Genomic DNA, 19722 nt, shown 5'->3' on the forward strand with positions numbered 1-19722 from the left:
TGAACGGCGTTTAAAGGAAGAACTGGATATTCCGGTGATGCACGACGATCAACATGGTACAGCCATCATTTCTGCGGCAGCGCTATTGAACGCCTTGGAAATTGCTAATAAGAATATAGACGAAGCTCAAATTGTGATTAGCGGCGCAGGAGCTGCTGCTATTTCATGTACACGACTATACCAAGCATTTGGCGCGAAACGTGAAAATATAGTGATGTGTGACAGTAAGGGAGTTATTAGAATGGATCGTCCGAATTTGTCCCCAGAAAAAGCTGAATTTGCTACAGATCGTCAAATGGACACTTTGGAGGATGCCATGAAAAATGCCGATGTATTTATTGGTTTATCTACAGCAAATATTCTTTCTCCTGAAATGCTTTTGTCTATGGCAGATAATCCTATCGTTTTTGCTATGGCCAATCCCGATCCTGAAATTGAATACCAATTGGCCATTGATACACGTAATGATGTGATTATGGCTACAGGGCGTTCCGACCATCCTAATCAGGTCAATAACGTGCTTGGGTTTCCATTTATTTTTAGAGGTGCGTTAGATGTAAGAGCAACTAAAATTAACGAAGCCATGAAAATGGCAGCGGTCAAAGCACTTGCTAATTTGGCGAAACAGCCCGTTCCAGAGCAGGTTAATATTGCTTATGGTGAAACGCGATTGACCTTTGGACGTGATTATATTATTCCAAAACCTTTTGATCCTCGTTTGATTGCAGAAGTTCCTCCAGCGGTTGCTAAAGCGGCTATGGAGAGTGGTGTTGCTAAAGAACCGATTACTGATTGGGTTAAATATGGTGATCAGCTATTAGAGCGGTTGGGTTCTGACAATAAAATTATCAGACTATTGACCAATCGTGCAAAAATGAACCCTAAACGTGTGGTTTATGCAGAAGCCGATCATTTGGATGTAGTAAAAGCAGCGCAGATAGCGTATGATGAGGGCATCGCTATTCCGATTTTATTGGGACGAAGAGAAACTATTTTAAGGTTGATGGCCGAAATTGAATTTGATGCCAATATTGAAATTATTGACCCTAGTGTAAATGGAGAAGATGAGCGTCGCAATAGATATGCAGAAGTGTATTGGTCGCAGCGCAAACGTAAAGGCGTTACTTTTTATTCTGCCCAAAAGTTGATGAGAGAGCGTAATTATTTTGCCGCCATGATGGTCAATGAAGGCGATGCTGATGCTTTGATTTCAGGGTATTCACGAAGTTATCCATCTGTTGTGAAACCGATGTTAGAACTTATTGGATTGGCTAAAGGTGCTACTCGAATAGCAACGACCAACTTGATGATGACACGACGTGGCCCTATGTTTTTGAGTGATACGTCAATCAATATTGATCCGCCTGCCAAAGATTTGGCGACTATTGCCCAAATGACGGCAAGAACCGTTAGAATGTTTGGAATGGAACCAGTTATGGCGATGATTTCTTTTGCCAACTTTGGATCCTCAACAAGTCCAAAGGCTTCAAAAGTGACCGAAGCTGTTAAGATATTGCACGAAACGAGTCCTAATTTATTGGTTGATGGCGAATTGCAAACAGATTTTGCACTTAATCAAGAAATGCTGCGTGAGAATTTTCCATTTTCAAAATTAGTAGGTAAAAATGTAAACACACTTATTTTTCCAACGTTGGATGCAGCAAACATTACATATAAATTATTAAAAGAGCTCAATAAAGCAGAATCAATAGGACCGATAATGATGGGGATGAGAAAACCTGTCCATATTTTGCAATTGGATGCCAGTGTTGATGAAATTGTGAATATGACGGCTATTGCTGTAATTGATGCTCAACAAAAGGAGAAAAGAGAACAAGATATCAGAAATACTGGAGAAAATGGACCTGCATCGTAATGAAAATAATTTTATTACATTTGAGACTTTAACCTAAGCTATACATGATTACACATATTCAAGGAAAACTTGTAGAAAAAAATTTAACTAATGTCGTCATAGATTGTAACGGTGTAGGCTATTTCCTTAATATTTCATTGCATACCTATTCTCAAATTCCCGATACGGAATATTTGAAATTATATACCTACTTGCAAATCAAGGAAGATTCTCATTCATTATTTGGGTTTTCATCTTTGGCAGAGCGTGAAATTTTTAAACTGCTAATTTCTGTAAGTGGCGTAGGACCAAGTATTGCACGGACTATGTTATCGTCATTAACACCAAAACAAGTTCGTGAAGGGATTGCACGAGGTGATGCGGCATTGATTCAATCTGTTAAAGGCATTGGAGCTAAAACAGCAGCACGAGTAATTTTAGATTTGAAGGATAAAGTGCTAAAAGTGTATGATTTGGACGAACTTTCCGCAGGTAGTAACAATACCCACAAAGATGAAGCGTTATCTGCTTTGGAAGTCCTTGGATTTGCAAGAAAACAGGCGGAGCGTGTTGTTGATAAAGTGGTGGCCAATCAGCCGGAAGCAAGCGTAGAAGTCATAATAAAAGAAGCTTTAAAAAATTTATAACTAGATTTTGAGTACAAGAAACCCTAGCTTATCCTTATCTCTAAAATGTTTATGGTTCTTTAGCCTGGTCTTTTTTTTGGGGTATTCTGGATTTTCACAAGAGTTGCCAGTGCCTCAGGATTCTACTAAAACAGGACATTCATTTGGCACCATCAAAATGCCAAATCCCAATAGTATTATTTCAAAATACACCTATGATCCTGTTACAGATCGTTATATATATACAGAAACCGTTGGAAAATTCAATATTAACTATCCACTAATTCTTACACCAAAAGAATTTCAGAAGTTAATGTTAGAGCAAAACCTTAAAAGTTATTACAAACAAAAAATAGATATTGCCGAAGGCAAAAAGGAGGGAACAGAAGGTCAACAGAAAAACCTACTTCCTGAGTTTTATGTGAATTCTGGGTTTTTTGAAACTGTTTTTGGAGGAAATACCATTGAGGTTATTCCGCAAGGTTCGGTAGAAATGGATTTGGGCGTTTTATTTACAAAACAAGATAATCCATCATTTTCACCGCGTAACCGAAGCAACTTTACCTTCGATTTTGATCAGCGTATCAGCCTGAGTTTATTGGGAAAAGTGGGGACCCGACTTCAGGTTACCGCCAATTATGATACGCAATCCACCTTCGATTTTCAAAACCTCATTAAGTTGGAATACACACCAACTGAAGATGATATTGTAAGAAAAATTGAAGTTGGGAATGTGAGTATGCCCCTCAACAGTTCATTAATTACAGGCGCACAAAGTTTGTTTGGTGTCAAAACCGAATTGCAATTTGGAAAAACCAGGGTAACTGCTGTTTTTTCTGAGCAAAAATCACAATCTCGTTCAGTAATCGCGCAAGGTGGCGGTACGTTGGATGAGTTTTCATTTTATGCACGCGATTATGATGAAAACCGACACTTTTTCTTAGCACAATATTTCAGGGAACGCTATGATATTGCACTTCAGCGTTATCCGCATATCAACAGTAATGTTCAGATAACGCGTGTTGAAGTATGGATTACAAATAAAAGTAATCAAACCGATAATGTGCGAAATATTGTCGCTTTTCAAGATTTGGGAGAGTCACAACGTGTAGGTTCTAGCGTTAATATTTTGGTTCCGGGATCGCTTCCTAATAATAAAAACAACGGTTTTGATCCAACTAATATTGGTGGTGCGGGCTCTAATCTTAATAGTTCTGTTCGAGATATTACGCGTGTTGAACAAGGGATCAATATTCCGGCCAATGAAGGTTTTGATTTTGGGAAACTTGAGAATGCAAGAAAATTGACGGAAGGTTATGATTATACTCTCCAACCACAACTGGGTTACATTTCATTGAACCAACGTTTGCAAAATGACGAAGTTCTGGCCGTTGCTTTTCAATATACGGTGGGAAGCAATGTGTATCAGGTTGGGGAATTTGCCAATGATGGCATTGAAGCTACCGGAACATCTATGGATCCTATTTCCGGAAATACTGTGATCAATAATAACAATCTTATCTTAAAGATGCTGAAAAGTGCCATCACCAATGTAAATCAGCCAATTTGGGATTTGATGATGAAAAATATATATGATTCTGGCGCTTACCAACTCAGTCAGGAAGATTTTAAACTGAATATTTTTTATACGGAAGCGTCGCCTTTAAATTATATCAAACCTGTTGAAGGCACCACTTTTCCATTGTATGATAATAACACACCAGATCCGACAGATGACACGCCCATAACTGAAACGCCATTAATCCGACTGTTTCATTTAGACCGATTGAATTATAATAATGATCCACAACTCAATGGCGATGGTTTTTTTGATTTTGTTCCAGGGATTACCGTTTTAACCCAAAATGGAAAGATCATATTTACAAAAGTAGAGCCTTTTGGGAAGTATTTATTTGATGTATTAGCTGATCCTGCTTATCCTTCAGATTATAACGATGCTGTTTATGCCAACCCTAATCAGGAAAAATACGTTTATGATATTCTTTATAAGGGCACCAAAACGGCGGCATTGGAGCAATCAGATAAAAATAAGTTTCAACTCAAAGGACGTTACAAATCGACTGGCGGTGATGGGATTTCCATAGGTGCATTCAACGTACCACGTGGTTCTGTGAAAGTGACTGCTGGTGGACGGGTTTTAGTAGAGGGCGTTGATTATACTGTGAATTATCAGTTGGGACGTGTCGAAATTTTGGACCAAGCACTAAAAGCATCTAACACGCCAATCAACGTATCGGTTGAAAATAATGCGGTTTTCGGTCAGCAAACCAAACGATTTACAGGTTTAAATGTCGAGCATCAGTTCAATGAGAAGTTTGTTTTGGGGGCCACGTTTTTAAATTTGAACGAGCGTCCTATTACCCAAAAGGCCAATTATGATACGGAATCTATCAACAATACCATTTTTGGTTTTAATGGTAACTATTCCACAGAAGTACCATTTTTAACAAGATTGGCCAATAAGTTGCCTAATATTGATACCGACGTACCTTCCAATCTTTCGGTAAGAGGCGAGTTTGCCTACCTACTTCCTGGAGCACCAAAAGGCACCGATTTTCAAGGAGAAACGACAGCTTATGTAGATGATTTTGAAGGGTCGCAAGGAAGTATTGACCTATTGTCACCACAATCTTGGTTTTTATCCAGCCGACCAAAAGGCTTGGGAATTGGTGCCAATGAAGATCAAATAGGAATTCAGAACGGTTTTAATAGAGCACATTTGAATTGGTACACTATTGATCCCATTTTTTATAGTGTGCAACGACCAAAAGGAATTACCGATAATGATTTGTCAAATTTGTACACCAGACGTGTGTTTATAGATGAAATTTTCCCGCAACGAGACTTGGTTCAAGGTCAGAGTACTATTATTCCAACTTTGGATTTGGTCTATTATCCATCAGAGCGTGGGCCTTACAATTTTCAGACCCAAAACATCAATTATCCAAATACATTAACCCAACCGCAACAAAGTTGGGCGGGAATTACGCGCGCTATTACCAGTACCGATTTTGAACAAGCCAATGTTGAGTATATAGAGTTTTGGCTTCAGGATCCATTTTTGGACAACACCTCAAATCCGGGTGGGAAACTGCTTATTAACCTTGGTAATATTTCAGAAGATATTATTAAGGACGGGAAAAAACAATATGAAAATGGCCTTCCGGACAATGGCGATATTTCTGGTTTGCCAGTTACCGATTTTGGTTCAATAGTGCCGCGTAACCAATCATTAATTTATGCTTTTTCGAGTTTAGGAAGTGATCGCGCCAATCAAGATGTCGGTTATGATGGGTATAACGATGCTCAAGAAATAGCGCGTTTTGGATCTCAATTTGGTCCGGATCCATCCAATGATAATTACACGTATTTCCTTCAGGCCGAAGGTGATATTTTTGATCGCTATAAACGTTACAATGGCTCTGAAGGAAATTCGCCAGATGCGTTTTCTGATACCAATAGGGGTTCTACAACCCAGCCCGATGTAGAAGATATTAACCGAGATAACACCATGAATACCATTGATAGTTATTTTGAATATGAAATTGATATCACGCGCGGCAGTTTGGACAATCCTAATAACGCTTTGATCAACGACGTTAAAACCAGGAATATCACTTTGCCAAATGGCGATAATCGTGATGTGAGATGGTATCAGTTTAGAATTCCGATTGATAAATCGACAAGGACGATCGGTGGTATTTCTGATATCCGATCCATACGGTTTGCAAGAATGTATCTTAAGGAGTTTTCGCAAACCACCGTTATGCGTTTTGCAACATTAGATTTGGTACGTAGTGATTGGCGTCGATATACCCTGGATTTGGATAGCAACCCAAACAACAACAGTACTGATGCATCTTTTAGTGTTGGGGTCATCGGTTTGCAAGAAAATGAAGGAAATTATGTATTGCCTCCAGGTGTGGAATTGGAGAAAATCAACAGTAACAATAATATCATTAGACAAAACGAACAATCCTTAGTTGTTGAGGTTTGTGAGTTGGAAGGTGACGATTCTCGAGGGGTTTATAAGAATATTAGTGTAGACATGCGTCAGTATAAAAAGCTGAAAATGTTTATGCATGCCGAAGCTTCTGAAGGACGTACATTAAATCCTGGCGAAATGATCGGTTTTATCAGAATGGGAAATGATTTTACCCAAAACTTTTACGAAATTCAAGTGCCATTAAATGTCGTTTCTGGAGTAGGAAGAGATCAGGTTTGGCCTTCTGAAAACGAAATCAATATCAACCTGGATATTTTACAAAAAATAAAAGCGTTAGGGATTAGTGATGGTACGTTGGCCAATCAAGATCCAACGTTTTATAATGTCACATCTTCAGGACCAGAACTCTTGCAATCCGGAGATAATTTTGAAGTTGGAGAAACTAGAGTCGGCATCAAAGGAAATCCCAATTTTGGAGATATTAGAGTGCTTATGGTTGGTGTGAAAAATAATACCACAGCCACCAATTTATGTGGAAAAGTATGGTTTAATGAGTTACGACTTTCTGATTTGGACAATGAAGGCGGTTGGGCTGCCATATTGAGCATGGATTCTAATATTGCCGATTTTGCCGATATCAGTGCTACAGGAAGACAAAGCACCGTTGGTTTTGGAAGTATTGAGCAACGCCCAAATGAGCGCAGCCGTGAAGATATCATGCAGTATGATGTTGTGACCAATATTAATCTTGGACAATTATTGCCAAAAAAATGGGGCGTTCAATTACCATTTAATTATGCACAAAGCGAAGAAATGGTAACGCCTAAATATGATCAGTTTTATAACGATTTGACGCTCGACTCACGATTGGAAGCTGCAAGTTCATCAGATGAGAAAGATCAGATTTTGAAGCAATCTGAGGATTATACCAAGCGTAAAAGTATTAATTTTATTGGTGTTAGAAAACAACGTACCGGCGATGGAAAACCGCGTTTTTATGATGTTGAAAATCTAACGTTCAATTACTCTTACAATAAGGTAGAGCATCGGGATTTTGAAATTGAAAATGCTTTGGATCAAAATCTAAGGACCGGCGTCAATTATGCCTATAATTTTCAGCCGATAACTATCGAGCCGTTTGCTAAAAACGATTCTATATTTAAAAGCAGATATGCGAAAATTCTTAAAGATTTCAATTTTAATTTATTGCCAAATAGCTTTACCATAAATTCTGATATTTTACGTCAATTCAATAAACAAAAATTTAGGGAAGTAGAATTGGGTGGGAATAATATTGGTTTGGAAGAATTATTCAGAAGAAATTATAGATTCGATTTTCAGTATGCCATTAACTATAAGATTTCAAAGTCTATGAACTTGAATTTTATGGCCAACAATACCAATATTGTGCGTAATTATTTTATTGATGATATAATTAACGGAAAACAAGATCCTAATCTTGATATTTGGGACGGTTTCTTTGAGTTGGGCGATCCTAATATCCAAAACCAGCAGTTGCAGCTCAATTATGAACTTCCGTTATATAAGATTCCGACGTTCAGTTTCTTAAAAGCGACTTATTCGTACACAGGCGATTTCCAATGGCAAAAAGGTTCGGATTTGAATACCAACATGCCTATTCTGGATGAAACCACAGGCATAACCAACCATTATAATCTTGGGAATTCCATACAAAATGCCAATACACACAATATCAATTCTACGTTCAATATGGAAACGCTTTATAGATATGTGGGATTGACCAGAAAAGATAGTAGAAGACGAACACAAGGCCGCGCAACAGGACAGCCAAGACAAACGGGAAGTAATGGTAATGCATCACCGCAAAATAGGACTAATGTTGATGGCACATCAGTAGGTACAAAAGTGTTCAATACCTTTGTGGACCTTGCTACGATGGTAAAACGCGTGCAAATTAATTATAGTGAAAACAACGGAACATTCTTGCCAGGATATTTACAGACTCCAGGATTTATAGGAACGCTTAAACCAACCTTAGGTTACACATTTGGCAGCCAAAGTGATATTCGAGATTTAGCAGCTAGAAATGGTTGGCTGAGCGTTTATCCCGATTTTAATCAGCAATATACCGAAGTGACCAACCGAACGCTGGATGTTTCGGCTAATATTGAAGTTATAAAAGATTTAAAAATTGATTTGATAGGCAACAGAATGTATTCTGAAAACCTAAATGAAAATTATAATGCCTTGGATACTAACGGTGACGGACTTAGTGACACGTATAATGCCTTGATTAGAAATTCATTTGGTAATTTCAGTATTTCTACATCACTTATTAAAACAGCTTTTGGAAAGAGTGATGAAGTTAGATCAGAGGCGTTTGAAGATTTTAGAGCCAACCGATTAATTGTGTCCAAACGTCTGGCGCGCAATTTTTATGGTTCAGATACTTATCCTCTTGATGCGGATGGCTATCCGGTTGGTTTTGGAAAAAACAATCAAGCAGTTTTGCTGCCGGCTTTTTTATCGGCTTATCAAGGCTCCAATCCGGATAAAGTATCGATGAGCGCCTTTCGAGATATTCCAATTCCTAACTGGACGTTAAAATATACCGGTTTGATGCGTTTAAATTGGTTTAAGGACAAATTCAAACGTTTTTCTGTTTCCCATGGCTACCGTTCGGGTTATACGATCAATCAATTCCGAACCAATTTAGACTACGATGGTGCAAATCCGCAAGCACTCGATCAAGGTGGAAACTTTAAAAATCAAACGATATTTAGCAATATTAACCTGGAAGAACACTTTAGTCCGTTGATAAAGTTGGATTTTGAAACCAAGAGTTCAGTAAAGATTTTGGCCGAAGTTAAAAAGGATAGAATTCTATCTTTAAGTTTTGACAATAATTTGCTTACCGAAATAAATGGCTACGAATATGTTTTAGGATTGGGTTATCGTATCAAGGATGTCAGGATTCGGTCTAAAATGGCCGGACCACAACAAACTATTGTAGCCGATTTGAACATGAAAGCAGATATCTCATTGCGCGATAATAAAACCATCATTAGATATCTCGATTTGGATGACAATCAAGTTACTTCTGGACAAACTATCTGGGGCATTAAGTATTCGGCAGATTACGCATTTAGTAAAAACCTTACCGGTATTTTCTATTTTGACTACACATTTTCTGACTATGCCATTTCTACCGCATTTCCTCAAACAACAATTAGATCCGGAATTACCTTAAGGTATAATTTCGGTAATTAATTTTGATTAAAGGATTTTAAAAAAGTACATTTGTTTCACTATAAAATTTATTAAAAAAAATGAACATTCCAGCACAATTAAAGTACACAAAGGACCATGAATGGATTAGCATTGATGGTGATGTTGCAACTGTAGGTATTACAGATTTTGCACAGGGAGAATTAGGAGATATCGTTTATGTTGAAGTTGAAACACTTGACGAGACATTAGATGCCGATGAGATTTTTGGAACCGTTGAGGCCGTAAAAACAGTTTCTGATTTGTTTTTACCACTCTCTGGAGAAATTATAGAGTTCAACACCATCCTTGAAGATGAGCCTGAAAAAGTAAATACAGATCCTTATGGTGAAGGTTGGATGATTAAAATAAAAATTTCTGACGCTTCCCAAATTGAAGGTTTACTTTCTGCCGATGCTTATAAAGAGCTGATAGGTGCATAAACGTTGGCCCTTAGTATTATTAATAGTTTATGCTCTAGTACTTTTAGTATTAAGTTTGATGTCAATTGGTAAGATTCCTCCTTTAGGCACTTCTTTTGATGATAAGATCGGACATTTTGGAGCTTATTTTATTTTTATGCTATTGGTTTTTAATTATTTAAAGTCGCTACAGGTTCGTTCTGCATTGTTTTATGCATTTATTATAGCCGTATCCTATGGGTTTTTAATTGAATTACTACAGAAATACCTCACAACTGGCAGACAGTATGATATTTATGATGCTCTAGCAAATGCTTTTGGTGCGGTTATTGCAGTACTTTTTATAATTATATACAGAAAGTTAAAGTTAAAATAATTTATTCACTTGCTTTTTTAACAAATTATTGGTTATTTTAGCATTCCTTAAAAACACTCAAAGCATATGGAACCAAAAAAGAATGTAAAGGCCGACGTTGGTAGAAATAGTTCTATCTATTTCTCTGTTGGTCTAGCCTTAGTGTTATTGTTGACCAACTTGGCCATCAATTACAAGACTTATGATAAGGCTGCCATTGATATAGGCATTTTAAACGTTGATGCTGAATTGGAAGAAGAAATTCCAATTACAGAACAGTTGCAGACTCCACCGCCACCACCGCCACCGCCACCAGCAGCTCCAGAGCAGATAGAGGTAGTTGAGGATGACAAAGAAGTTGAAGAAACTGTTATTGAATCTACTGAAACTAATCAGGAAGAAGTTATTGCCAAAGTAGAAGATGTTGTTGTGGTTGATGCTCCAGTAGAGGAGGAGGAAATTCCGTTTCACGTTATTGAAAACGTACCGGTATTTCCAGGCTGTGAGAAAGAGCGTACAAACGAAGCTAAAAAACAGTGTATGTCTGATAAGATCAGTCAGTTCGTAAATAAAAGATTTAATACAGAATTAGCATCTGAGTTAGGTCTTTCTGGAAGACAGCGTATTAGTGTCGTTTTTAAAATTGACAAATCAGGTAATATTACGAATGTTCAAGCAAGAGCACCACATCCTGGTTTAGAAAAAGAAGCACAACGTGTTATTGGTTTGCTTCCAAAGATGGAGCCTGGTAAACAACGTGGGAAAGCGGTAACAGTACCTTATTCATTGCCTATTTTGTTCCAAGTACAAGACTAGTATTCAAATATTATATATAAAAAACCCAATGCACATTGCATTGGGTTTTTTATTTCTTAAAATAATGCTTCCTGTTAATTGCATTTTGATCGCATAATATTTAGTGTCCTTTTTTTGAAAAAAATAGTATCTTTCCACCTTTATCTTAAAGGTTAAAAACCATCTATGCAGAAGCTATTTATAATAATATTCATTAGTTTTCAACTCCTTAGTTTTTCACAGAACATTGATTCGTATGAAAAACCACCAGTTTTTATCGGGTGTGAAGATGAGGTGGTTGATAATTTAAAAGTCTGCTTTAACACGAAGTTGAACACTTATGTTTTTGAAAATCTTGTTATCCCTCAAGATGTTAAAAATGATAATTATAAAGGAGATGTAAAAGTATTATTTGAAGTTGATAAAGAAGGTCATATTGGTGTTATTTATATTGATGCTGTTTACGATGTGCTTAAAGATGAAGTAAAACGTGTATTCGAAGATTTGCCAAAAATTAAACCTGGAACCTATAACGGGCAACCTACTTTTTATCAGTATTCTTATAGTATCAAAATTCCTTTGATAAATGATTTAGTTGTGCACTCAGTCGATTTGGAAGAGCAAAAAAGTATAAAAAAAGCGATCCATCTCAACGCTATTGTTTCCAATGAGTTTGATAGTATTACCAATAATATTAGTAAATATCAGGGACTTGAATATAGTAGCCAATTAAATATTCCGTTTACACATGGGTATTATTCCCGTTTTGATGCCCATATGAATGGCTTGGGCACTAACAGTCATACAGCGGCAAAGCCATTTGTTTTTGAGGAAGTGGCCTCCTATTATGATTTTCAAGCTGAAAAGGCGTCACTTTCAAAAGGTGCAGAAGGTTGGTTCGGCAGAAAACTGTGGGATGAACACTTGGTGCAACTGCAAGGTGAAGATTATTGGTTTACCATTGATCCTGTTCTCGATTTGCAAGTCGGCAAAGATTCAGATGCCGATTTCAATTCGACCTTTAATAATACTCGCGGCGTTTATATTCAAGGAGGATTGGGTAAGAAATTTAGCTTTTCAGCTTCTGTTTTTGAAAGCCAGGGACGATTTGCACAATATTATAACCACTACGCCGAAACTTTAAAGGCTTTTGGCCCGGATCCAGCAATTATTCCTGGGCGTGGCATTGCCAAACGCTTTAAGAAAGATGCTTATGATTATCCAGTGGCCGATGCGTATTTATCGTATGCACCCGCCAAGTTTGTTAATATCCAATTTGGTCATGGCAAAAATTTCATAGGAGACGGCTATCGTTCTCTTTTTCAAAGTGATGTGGCGAGTCCGCATACATTTTTGAAGTTAAACACGAAGTTCTGGAAAATAAAGTATACCAATACTTGGATGTGGCTCAGGGACGTACGAGATGCTGTTATAGAAGATAAGGCGTTTTTGACCAAATACATGGCTAACCATTATTTGAGCTGGAATGTGTCTAAACGCCTAAATATAGGTCTTTTTGAATCGGTTATGTGGACAGATACTAACGGTCGAGGATTTGATATCAATTATCTCAATCCAATTATCTTTTACAGAGCCATTGAGTTTGAGTCGGGACAAGGTTCTGGAAATGCTATTGTTGGTGCTTCTGCAAAATATAAATGGAACAATAAAGTAAACTTGTATGGACAGTTTATTTTGGACGAATTCTCTTTGACCGATGTTAAGGCAGGCAATAAAAGCTGGAAAAATAAATTCGGCTATCAATTGGGCGCTAAGTATTACGATGCATTTAAAATAGATAATTTAATGCTGCAAGTAGAGTATAACCAAGTGCGGCCGTATGTATATTCCCATAATACCATTGTCAATAATTATGCACATAGCAATCAGCCCATGGCACATTTATGGGGAGCAAATTTCAAAGAATTCATTGTTATAGGACGTTATAATTATGAACGATGGTTTGCCGATGCCAAATTTATTTTTGGCACCCGAGGTTTGGATTTTAATGATGGAACAGATAATTTTAGTTACGGAGGTGATGTTTACAGAAATTATAACGAACGTCCTTTTGATGCCAACGTCAAAATTGGACAAGGAAATAAAACCAAAACATTCAATGCCGAACTACAAGCAGGCTATATTATTAATCCGGTGAGTCATTTAAAGATTTTTGCAAATATCAGTTTTAGAGATTTTAATCCAGAAGCCAATACTGCAACTACATTTAATAATAGTACTACTTGGTTTAATCTGGGAGTAAAAACAGATTTGTTCAACTGGTATTTTGATAATTAGAAAACAATCTCTGCGTAAGCAGGAGTCTTAAGTAAAAAACATGCGGTTTTTTGATGAATTTTGTCAGGGAAGCATTAATACACTATGGGACATTTTTGTTTTTGAAAGCCTTATTGGTAGAAATGCTAACTGAGACAAGTACACATTTTTAAATTTTTAAAAATTGAAAACTGATTTGAAAAGTTAATTTTCATTATTTGAATTGCTCAAAACTAATTTTCAAAGTATCTTCGCACTCGCAATTAAAAGCGAAAATTTAAGACCAATTGACGACAATAAATTCTTCTTTATCAAGCGTCTCGATTATTTCTGATTTTAAGGAAATAACCAAGATGAGACTATCAGTGAGTGTGGTGTTTTCTGCTGTGGCTGGATACCTTTTGGGAGCTGAAACCATTGAATGGAGCATTGTGGTATTATTGGCTTTTGGCGGTTATTTTATGGTTGGGGCTTCTAATATGTACAATCAGATTATTGAGCGCGACTTGGATGCCTTGATGGATCGTACCAAAAACAGACCGATTCCTGCAGGTCGAATTTCCGTGAACTCTGCATTTGCAATGGCTGTTGTTTTTACAATACTAGGGATTGCCACACTTTATTTTATTAATCCACGTACGGCAATATACGGTGCCATTTCAATTTTTTTATATACTAGTATTTATACACCTTTAAAAACAAAAACTCCTTTATCGGTTTTTGCTGGTGCAATTCCTGGCGCAATTCCATTTATGTTAGGTTGGGTAGCAGCGCGGAATGCCTTTGGAATAGAGCCCGGAACATTGTTTGCAATTCAGTTTTTTTGGCAATTTCCACATTTTTGGGCTATCGGATGGTTTTTGTTTGACGATTATAAAAAAGGTGGATTTTTTATGTTGCCAACGGGCAATCGTGATAAAGGCACTGCAACGCAAGTTATTATTTATTCAGTGTGGACCGTTATTGTTTCTGTAGTGCCAGTACTTGGTATTACAGGTGATTTAAAATTATCTGTAGTCGCAGCAATCATCGTGTTTGCACTTGGGGCGGTGATGGTTTATTACGCATTGCAATTATTCAAAAAAAGAACAGAGAAAGCAGCCAAACAGTTGATGTACGCTAGTGTGATTTATATTACCTTGTTACAGATTGTTTATGTTGCCGATAAATTTATAAGTTAATATGGATTTTACACAAGGTACCTTTCAGGAAAAACATAATAGAGCAAAAAAGATGATGCTCTGGTTTGGGATCATTTCACTAATCATGTCTTTTGCTGGGTGGACCAGTGCATTTGTGGTAAGTAGTACAAGAGAAGATTGGCTCAACGATTTTCAGTTGCCAAACGCCTTTATCATCAGTACTATTGTGGTTATTATAAGTAGTTTGACTTTCATGATGGCCCATAAAGCGCTAAAAAATAACCAAAGGCAACAAACCATGGTATGGTTGCTCGTTACGTTTGCTTTGGGCGTTGCATTTATTACAAATCAGTTTTTAGGCTTTAATGAAATCATTGCCATGGGTTATAACTTTACTGGGCCTACCAGTAATGTGACCATGTCTTATATTTATTTGATTGCGATGGTACATATTGTTCACGTTATCGCTGGACTGGTTTGTATTCTTGTCGTAATTTATAATCATTTTAAACAAAAGTATAATGCTGAAGAAAGAACTGGGTTCGAACTTGCAGCAACATTTTGGCATTTTATTGATATACTGTGGGTATATCTCTTTTTATTTTTATACTTTGTCGGCTAATTAGAGCTATTCAAGATATTCAAATTAAGTATCAACAGCATCAAACAGCATTTAGGGCATCTCAAAATTTAATGTGGATGTTTCTTTAGATGAATAAAATGATTATTTTTGTGCAACTTTAAAACTAAAAACTGATCACTACATATGGATACGACTGTCGCGAACACTAGTGAAGAAAATAAGCGTTGGGGTGGAGGTATTGAACCATTAAAAGCAAGTTACGGCAAAATGATGATGTGGTTTTTCCTCACGTCCGACTCTTTGACCTTTACAGGGTTCTTAGCCGCTTATGGATTCTCACGATTTAAATTTGCCGATTCTTGGCCAATTGCCGATGATGTGTTTACACACGTACCTTTTGTACATGGTAATTACCCGATGATTTTCGTGGCATTCATGACCTTTATCTTAATTATGTCTTCCGTAACTATGGTATTGGCCGTTGATGCCGGACATAAGATGGACAAGGCAAAAACCACTTTGTACATGTTTTTAACAGTATTGGGAGGTTTAATATTTTTGAGTTCTCAAGCTTGGGAATGGTCCACCTTTATTAAAGGAGATTACGGTGCAGTTGGAACACATGCTGGTAATATCTTACATTTTGTGGATGCTGAAGGAAATCGAGTGGCATTAAAAGACATTGCTGTCTCACAGCCAACAGAACGTTCCTATCACGCTGCTAAAGATGGTATTTGGTTTACCTCAGAAAAAGAACTTCCAAGTTATACTTTAGAAGAAGTTATAGATGGCTTTAAAGCTAATCCTGAGCTTTTGGTCAGAACCACTTATACCGTAGAAGGCGGTCACCATAAAACCATTTTATCTCGAAGTGAGTCCCTACTGGAACTAGAATCTAAGGGCAAAAATATTGTTGAAGGTGCCAACCTTATTCAGAATGAATATGGCTCACCATTATTTGCTAACTATTTCTTCTTTATTACAGGTTTCCACGGATTCCACGTATCGATTGGGGTGATGCTTAATATTATCGTTTTCTTTAATGTTCTCCTTGGTACTTATGAGCGAAGAGGCAGTTATGAAATGGTTGAGAAAGTTGGTTTGTACTGGCATTTCGTAGACTTAGTGTGGGTGTTTGTATTTACATTCTTCTACTTAGTATAATTTTATAGATAACTTATTTAATATGGCAGCAGAAACACAAAATTTAGCAATATTCAGAGGAACGCTTAAGTTTAAATCCAATACCCAAAAAATTTGGGGAGTATTAATCTTTTTGGCTATAGTTACAGCTATTGAAGTTCTTTTAGGGATTTATAAACCCGAAGTGCTGATGGGTCAAGTTTTAGGAATGAAAGCTCTTAACTGGATATTTATCATCCTGACGATCGTAAAGGCCTATTATATTACTTGGGATTTTATGCACATGAGAGATGAAACTGCAAGTTTGAGACGTATGGTTGTTTGGACTGGAGTGGTTTTAATTTCTTATTTAACCTTTATTTTATTAAAAGAAGGTGAATATATTGAGCATGTTTTCAGTACTGGATTTGTAAAAATGAATTTTTAAAAGACACTTCCACTAAAACCATTCGTTTTAGTGTTAAACATACATAAAGAGGCGGTTATTTGAACCGTCTTTTTTATTTTTGCCCTATTGTGTTTTTAGTACACTTTTAGTGATAAAATAGATATTGTTTTACACTTGTCAATTATGAAAAACTACCTTAAATGAATATAAAACTTGTTAAACGCTATACCATTTTAGGCATACTGTTTTTCCTTCCTGTAGCTTTTTTATTGCTATTACTACCTGCAAAGCATAATTATGTAGCACTTGATGTGGTAAAAGAAAATGTACAGGATATTAATACGGTTAGCGATTATCAATTAAAAGATCATATTAGTATAGTCGCTTTTTTAGGTAAAAAACCTTTAGAAAGAGCGATGGCAGCGTCCAACCTAAAGGAATTGATCTATACCAAGTTTAAGGGTTTTAAAAGGTTTCAAATTATTGTGGTTCTTTCTCCTGAATCAAAGGATGATCTGGAGGCATTAAAAAGAGAAATAGATTCGCATGAAGATTTAAAATATTGGCATTTTGTGTTCTTGGAAGATGATGCTACATTACAATTATATAAGAGTCTAAATAGCTATACTGAGTTGGATGATAATTTATCAACCTCAAGTGTGTTTATTGTTGATGCCGATCTTAACCAACGAGGACGTTTGGATGATAGAACAGAAAGAGAAGTGGAACTCAATGCCCCTTCTTACGATTTAACGTCATATGATGCCGTACAAGTAGCTATCATAAAAAATAAAATGAGTGAAGATATTCGTGTCTTGTTTACAGAGTATAGAGAAAAACGAAAGGGAACTTTTGATTCGTCTACAAGGCGCGCTAATGATTTAAAAGGAATAACTGATGAGCAAGAAAACTAATTACTCCTATGTTGGCATTTCATTTATTGTTCTGTTATTTGGAATTTACTTTGTTCCAATAATAATTGACAGAATTACTAACAAAGATGTCGTAAGAGATGAAAGTAGAAGTGAAGACATTAATCTGAATCCTAAAAAACGACCTGGAAATCTTTCAGATTTACATTTTATTGAGCTTAATGGCGTACGAAAAAAAGTACCCGAATTCAGTTTTATTGATCAGGATGGAAAAACCATTAGCAATAAAGATTATGAAGGCAAAGTTTATGTTTTAGAGTTTTTCTTTACGACCTGCCCATCCATTTGTCCAAAAATGAATGCCAATATGCTGTCCATCCAAAATTCATTTTCAAACGAGAAGAATTTTGGTATTGCTTCATTTTCAATTACACCAGATATTGATACGCCAGAAGTACTCAAAGCTTATGCAAGTGCGCATGGTATAACGCATGACAATTGGCATTTAATGACCGGTAATGAAGATGCTATCTATAAACTGGCCAACGACGGCTTTTACCTTTACACAGCCAAAGATGAAAATGCGGATGGCGGATTTGAGCATTCGGGAAATTTCGCACTCATTGATAAAAATGGTTTTATCCGATCAAGATCCGATAGCCAAGGTAGTCCAATCATTTATTATAATGGCATTATTTCTGAAGAAGAAAAAGTGGATGAAGAAGGGATGGAGGAACAAATTAGCATGTTAAAAGAAGATATTGCTAAATTATTGAAAGAATAAAATATGGATACCGTTAATAGAGCTGCTGAAAAAAAATACAATAAATGGATTGTTGTACTTTCTATTATTATCCCATTAGTAGTAGCAGGTTTGTTTGGCGTCAATTTACGCAAATTAGGTTTTGATGTTGAGCCATTATCTTTTTTACCGCCTATTTATGCCAGTATAAATGGGTTGACAGCTTTGCTTTTGGTGGGCGCACTTTTGGCTATTAAAAGCAAAAACATAAAGCTTCACAAAACTTTGATGACTACCGCTATTGGATGTTCAGTAGCATTTTTGGTGATGTACGTGGCTTATCACATGACCAGTGATTCTACGCCTTATGGTGGTGAAGGCGCTATTAGAACTGTGTATTTTTTCATTTTAATTTCACATATCTTACTATCAATTGTTATTATTCCTTTCGTACTGATTACTTATGTTCGTGCGATTACCAATAATTTTGAACGTCATAAAAAAATTGCGAGAATCGCATTTCCAATTTGGTTGTATGTTGCCATATCTGGAGTAATTATTTATATTATGATTTCACCTTATTACGTCTAAAATGAAACGCAAGATCTTTTTTATACTCTTCTCTTTGTTCACTTTTGTCGCTACCAATGCTCAATGTGCCATGTGCCGTGCTGTTTTGGAAAGTGAGGAAGGACAATCTACAGCCAAAGGTGTTAATGATGGTATTGTATACTTAATGGTAATTCCTTATGTGCTAATTGCTGGTATCGGACTTGCTATTTATATGAAGTTTTCAAAAAAGGAGAAAGTAAAAGCAGATTCATAAATAAATTCCATTGTAACATTCAGTTACTTTTGTCGTCTATATTATACGTTTTCAACGCTACGCCTTAACAGTTTGTTAATATAATTAGATCGTTGAATTGTGTAACATTGTAATATAAAGTGTCTCAGTATGATGCAAACACAAGATTTGGATAAATCCTATTGTATTGGAAACAATTCATGGCATTTAAAAAAAGGATTAATCTTGAAGTAACAGACGGCGAGTTGGTTTTTATTAAGAAACCTTCAAGTTTTGGCAAGTGTAGATGATTGAATTTATATCCATTTTGGGTGAATCCATCCAATAATATATTGGATAATATTCTTATTAACGCTTAAACGAAAATATTTCCCAACTACCGCAGTAAATTTATTGGTATCAATTTTCAATTCTCTAAGGACATTAATACAAATTGAATTTAGATAATGTTGTAGGGTTCTTGTTGCACTAATGATATGTCCGGTTGAAAATATGTTGAAA

Annotated in this window: 16 protein-coding genes; 15 read left to right on the plus strand and 1 reads right to left on the minus strand. The window is 36.4% G+C overall.

Going from position 1 to position 19722, the window contains the following annotated elements:
• From VNJ50_RS05215 to VNJ50_RS05285, 15 genes are all read left to right on the plus strand, one after another.
• Window positions 1–1876: phosphate acyltransferase (locus VNJ50_RS05215; protein WP_325579717.1), on the plus strand; the 1876-nt coding region annotated here is incomplete at its 5' end.
• 44 nt (window positions 1877–1920) lie between these two features.
• The gene (ruvA, locus tag VNJ50_RS05220) at window positions 1921–2502 is read left to right on the plus strand and encodes a Holliday junction branch migration protein RuvA (RefSeq protein WP_325579719.1); all 582 of its coding nucleotides are present in this window, start codon (window positions 1921–1923) and stop codon (window positions 2500–2502) included.
• 7 nt (window positions 2503–2509) lie between these two features.
• Window positions 2510–9700 (plus strand): cell surface protein SprA, encoded by a 7191-nt coding sequence (gene sprA / locus VNJ50_RS05225; RefSeq protein ID WP_414652867.1) that lies wholly within the window; start codon window positions 2510–2512, stop codon window positions 9698–9700.
• A 59-nt stretch (window positions 9701–9759) separates the two neighbouring features.
• Window positions 9760–10140: a glycine cleavage system protein GcvH gene (gene gcvH, locus VNJ50_RS05230; protein ID WP_325579720.1), complete on the plus strand. Its 381-nt coding sequence runs from the start codon at window positions 9760–9762 to the stop codon at window positions 10138–10140.
• Window positions 10141–10198: 58 nt separating this feature from the next.
• Window positions 10199–10495: a VanZ family protein gene (locus VNJ50_RS05235; protein ID WP_325579722.1), complete on the plus strand. Its 297-nt coding sequence runs from the start codon at window positions 10199–10201 to the stop codon at window positions 10493–10495.
• Window positions 10496–10561: 66 nt separating this feature from the next.
• Window positions 10562–11290, plus strand: coding sequence for an energy transducer TonB (locus VNJ50_RS05240; RefSeq protein ID WP_325579724.1), 729 nt, complete (start codon window positions 10562–10564; stop codon window positions 11288–11290).
• Window positions 11291–11455: 165 nt separating this feature from the next.
• Entirely contained in the window at window positions 11456–13567 is a 2112-nt protein-coding gene (locus tag VNJ50_RS05245; protein ID WP_325579726.1) for a gliding motility protein RemB, read from the plus strand.
• Between the two features lie 266 nt (window positions 13568–13833).
• The gene (gene cyoE, locus VNJ50_RS05250) at window positions 13834–14727 is read left to right on the plus strand and encodes a heme o synthase (RefSeq protein WP_325579728.1); all 894 of its coding nucleotides are present in this window, start codon (window positions 13834–13836) and stop codon (window positions 14725–14727) included.
• A 1-nt stretch (window position 14728) separates the two neighbouring features.
• Window positions 14729–15310 (plus strand): cytochrome c oxidase subunit 3, encoded by a 582-nt coding sequence (locus tag VNJ50_RS05255; protein WP_325579730.1) that lies wholly within the window; start codon window positions 14729–14731, stop codon window positions 15308–15310.
• A gap of 144 nt (window positions 15311–15454) precedes the next feature.
• On the plus strand, window positions 15455–16435 hold the full coding sequence (locus VNJ50_RS05260; protein ID WP_325579732.1) for a cytochrome c oxidase subunit 3: 981 nt from the start codon (window positions 15455–15457) through the stop codon (window positions 16433–16435).
• 22 nt (window positions 16436–16457) lie between these two features.
• Window positions 16458–16841 carry a cytochrome C oxidase subunit IV family protein gene (locus tag VNJ50_RS05265; RefSeq protein WP_325579734.1) on the plus strand — a complete coding sequence of 128 codons (384 nt, stop codon included), beginning with the start codon at window positions 16458–16460 and terminating at the stop codon, window positions 16839–16841.
• Window positions 16842–17002: 161 nt separating this feature from the next.
• Window positions 17003–17716: a hypothetical protein gene (locus VNJ50_RS05270; RefSeq protein ID WP_325579736.1), complete on the plus strand. Its 714-nt coding sequence runs from the start codon at window positions 17003–17005 to the stop codon at window positions 17714–17716.
• Window positions 17700–18458, plus strand: coding sequence for an SCO family protein (locus tag VNJ50_RS05275; RefSeq protein WP_325579738.1), 759 nt, complete (start codon window positions 17700–17702; stop codon window positions 18456–18458). The genes VNJ50_RS05270 and VNJ50_RS05275 overlap by 17 nt, the downstream gene beginning before the upstream one ends.
• Before the next feature lie 3 nt (window positions 18459–18461).
• Entirely contained in the window at window positions 18462–19007 is a 546-nt protein-coding gene (locus VNJ50_RS05280) for a DUF420 domain-containing protein (protein ID WP_325579740.1), read from the plus strand.
• Between the two features lies 1 nt (window position 19008).
• Window positions 19009–19242 carry a hypothetical protein gene (locus VNJ50_RS05285; protein ID WP_325579742.1) on the plus strand — a complete coding sequence of 78 codons (234 nt, stop codon included), beginning with the start codon at window positions 19009–19011 and terminating at the stop codon, window positions 19240–19242.
• Window positions 19243–19517: 275 nt separating this feature from the next.
• On the opposite strand, the gene VNJ50_RS05290 is transcribed toward VNJ50_RS05285, so the two are convergent.
• Window positions 19518–19722: hypothetical protein (locus tag VNJ50_RS05290; protein WP_325579744.1), on the minus strand; the 205-nt coding region annotated here is incomplete at its 5' end.

It is taken from the genome of Gelidibacter sp. (genome assembly GCF_035577925.1).
GTDB lineage: Bacteria > Bacteroidota > Bacteroidia > Flavobacteriales > Flavobacteriaceae > Gelidibacter.

Coding starts and splice junctions, on each gene's coding strand:
- ruvA (WP_325579719.1), top strand. CDS start 1,921: ATGATTACACATATTCAAGGAAAACTTGTAGAAAAAAATTTAACTAAT.
- gcvH (WP_325579720.1), top strand. CDS start 9,760: ATGAACATTCCAGCACAATTAAAGTACACAAAGGACCATGAATGGATT.
- VNJ50_RS05235 (WP_325579722.1), top strand. CDS start 10,199: ATGTCAATTGGTAAGATTCCTCCTTTAGGCACTTCTTTTGATGATAAG.
- VNJ50_RS05240 (WP_325579724.1), top strand. CDS start 10,562: ATGGAACCAAAAAAGAATGTAAAGGCCGACGTTGGTAGAAATAGTTCT.
- VNJ50_RS05245 (WP_325579726.1), top strand. CDS start 11,456: ATGCAGAAGCTATTTATAATAATATTCATTAGTTTTCAACTCCTTAGT.
- VNJ50_RS05255 (WP_325579730.1), top strand. CDS start 14,729: ATGGATTTTACACAAGGTACCTTTCAGGAAAAACATAATAGAGCAAAA.
- VNJ50_RS05260 (WP_325579732.1), top strand. CDS start 15,455: ATGGATACGACTGTCGCGAACACTAGTGAAGAAAATAAGCGTTGGGGT.
- VNJ50_RS05265 (WP_325579734.1), top strand. CDS start 16,458: ATGGCAGCAGAAACACAAAATTTAGCAATATTCAGAGGAACGCTTAAG.
- VNJ50_RS05270 (WP_325579736.1), top strand. CDS start 17,003: ATGAATATAAAACTTGTTAAACGCTATACCATTTTAGGCATACTGTTT.
- VNJ50_RS05275 (WP_325579738.1), top strand. CDS start 17,700: ATGAGCAAGAAAACTAATTACTCCTATGTTGGCATTTCATTTATTGTT.
- VNJ50_RS05280 (WP_325579740.1), top strand. CDS start 18,462: ATGGATACCGTTAATAGAGCTGCTGAAAAAAAATACAATAAATGGATT.
- VNJ50_RS05285 (WP_325579742.1), top strand. CDS start 19,009: ATGAAACGCAAGATCTTTTTTATACTCTTCTCTTTGTTCACTTTTGTC.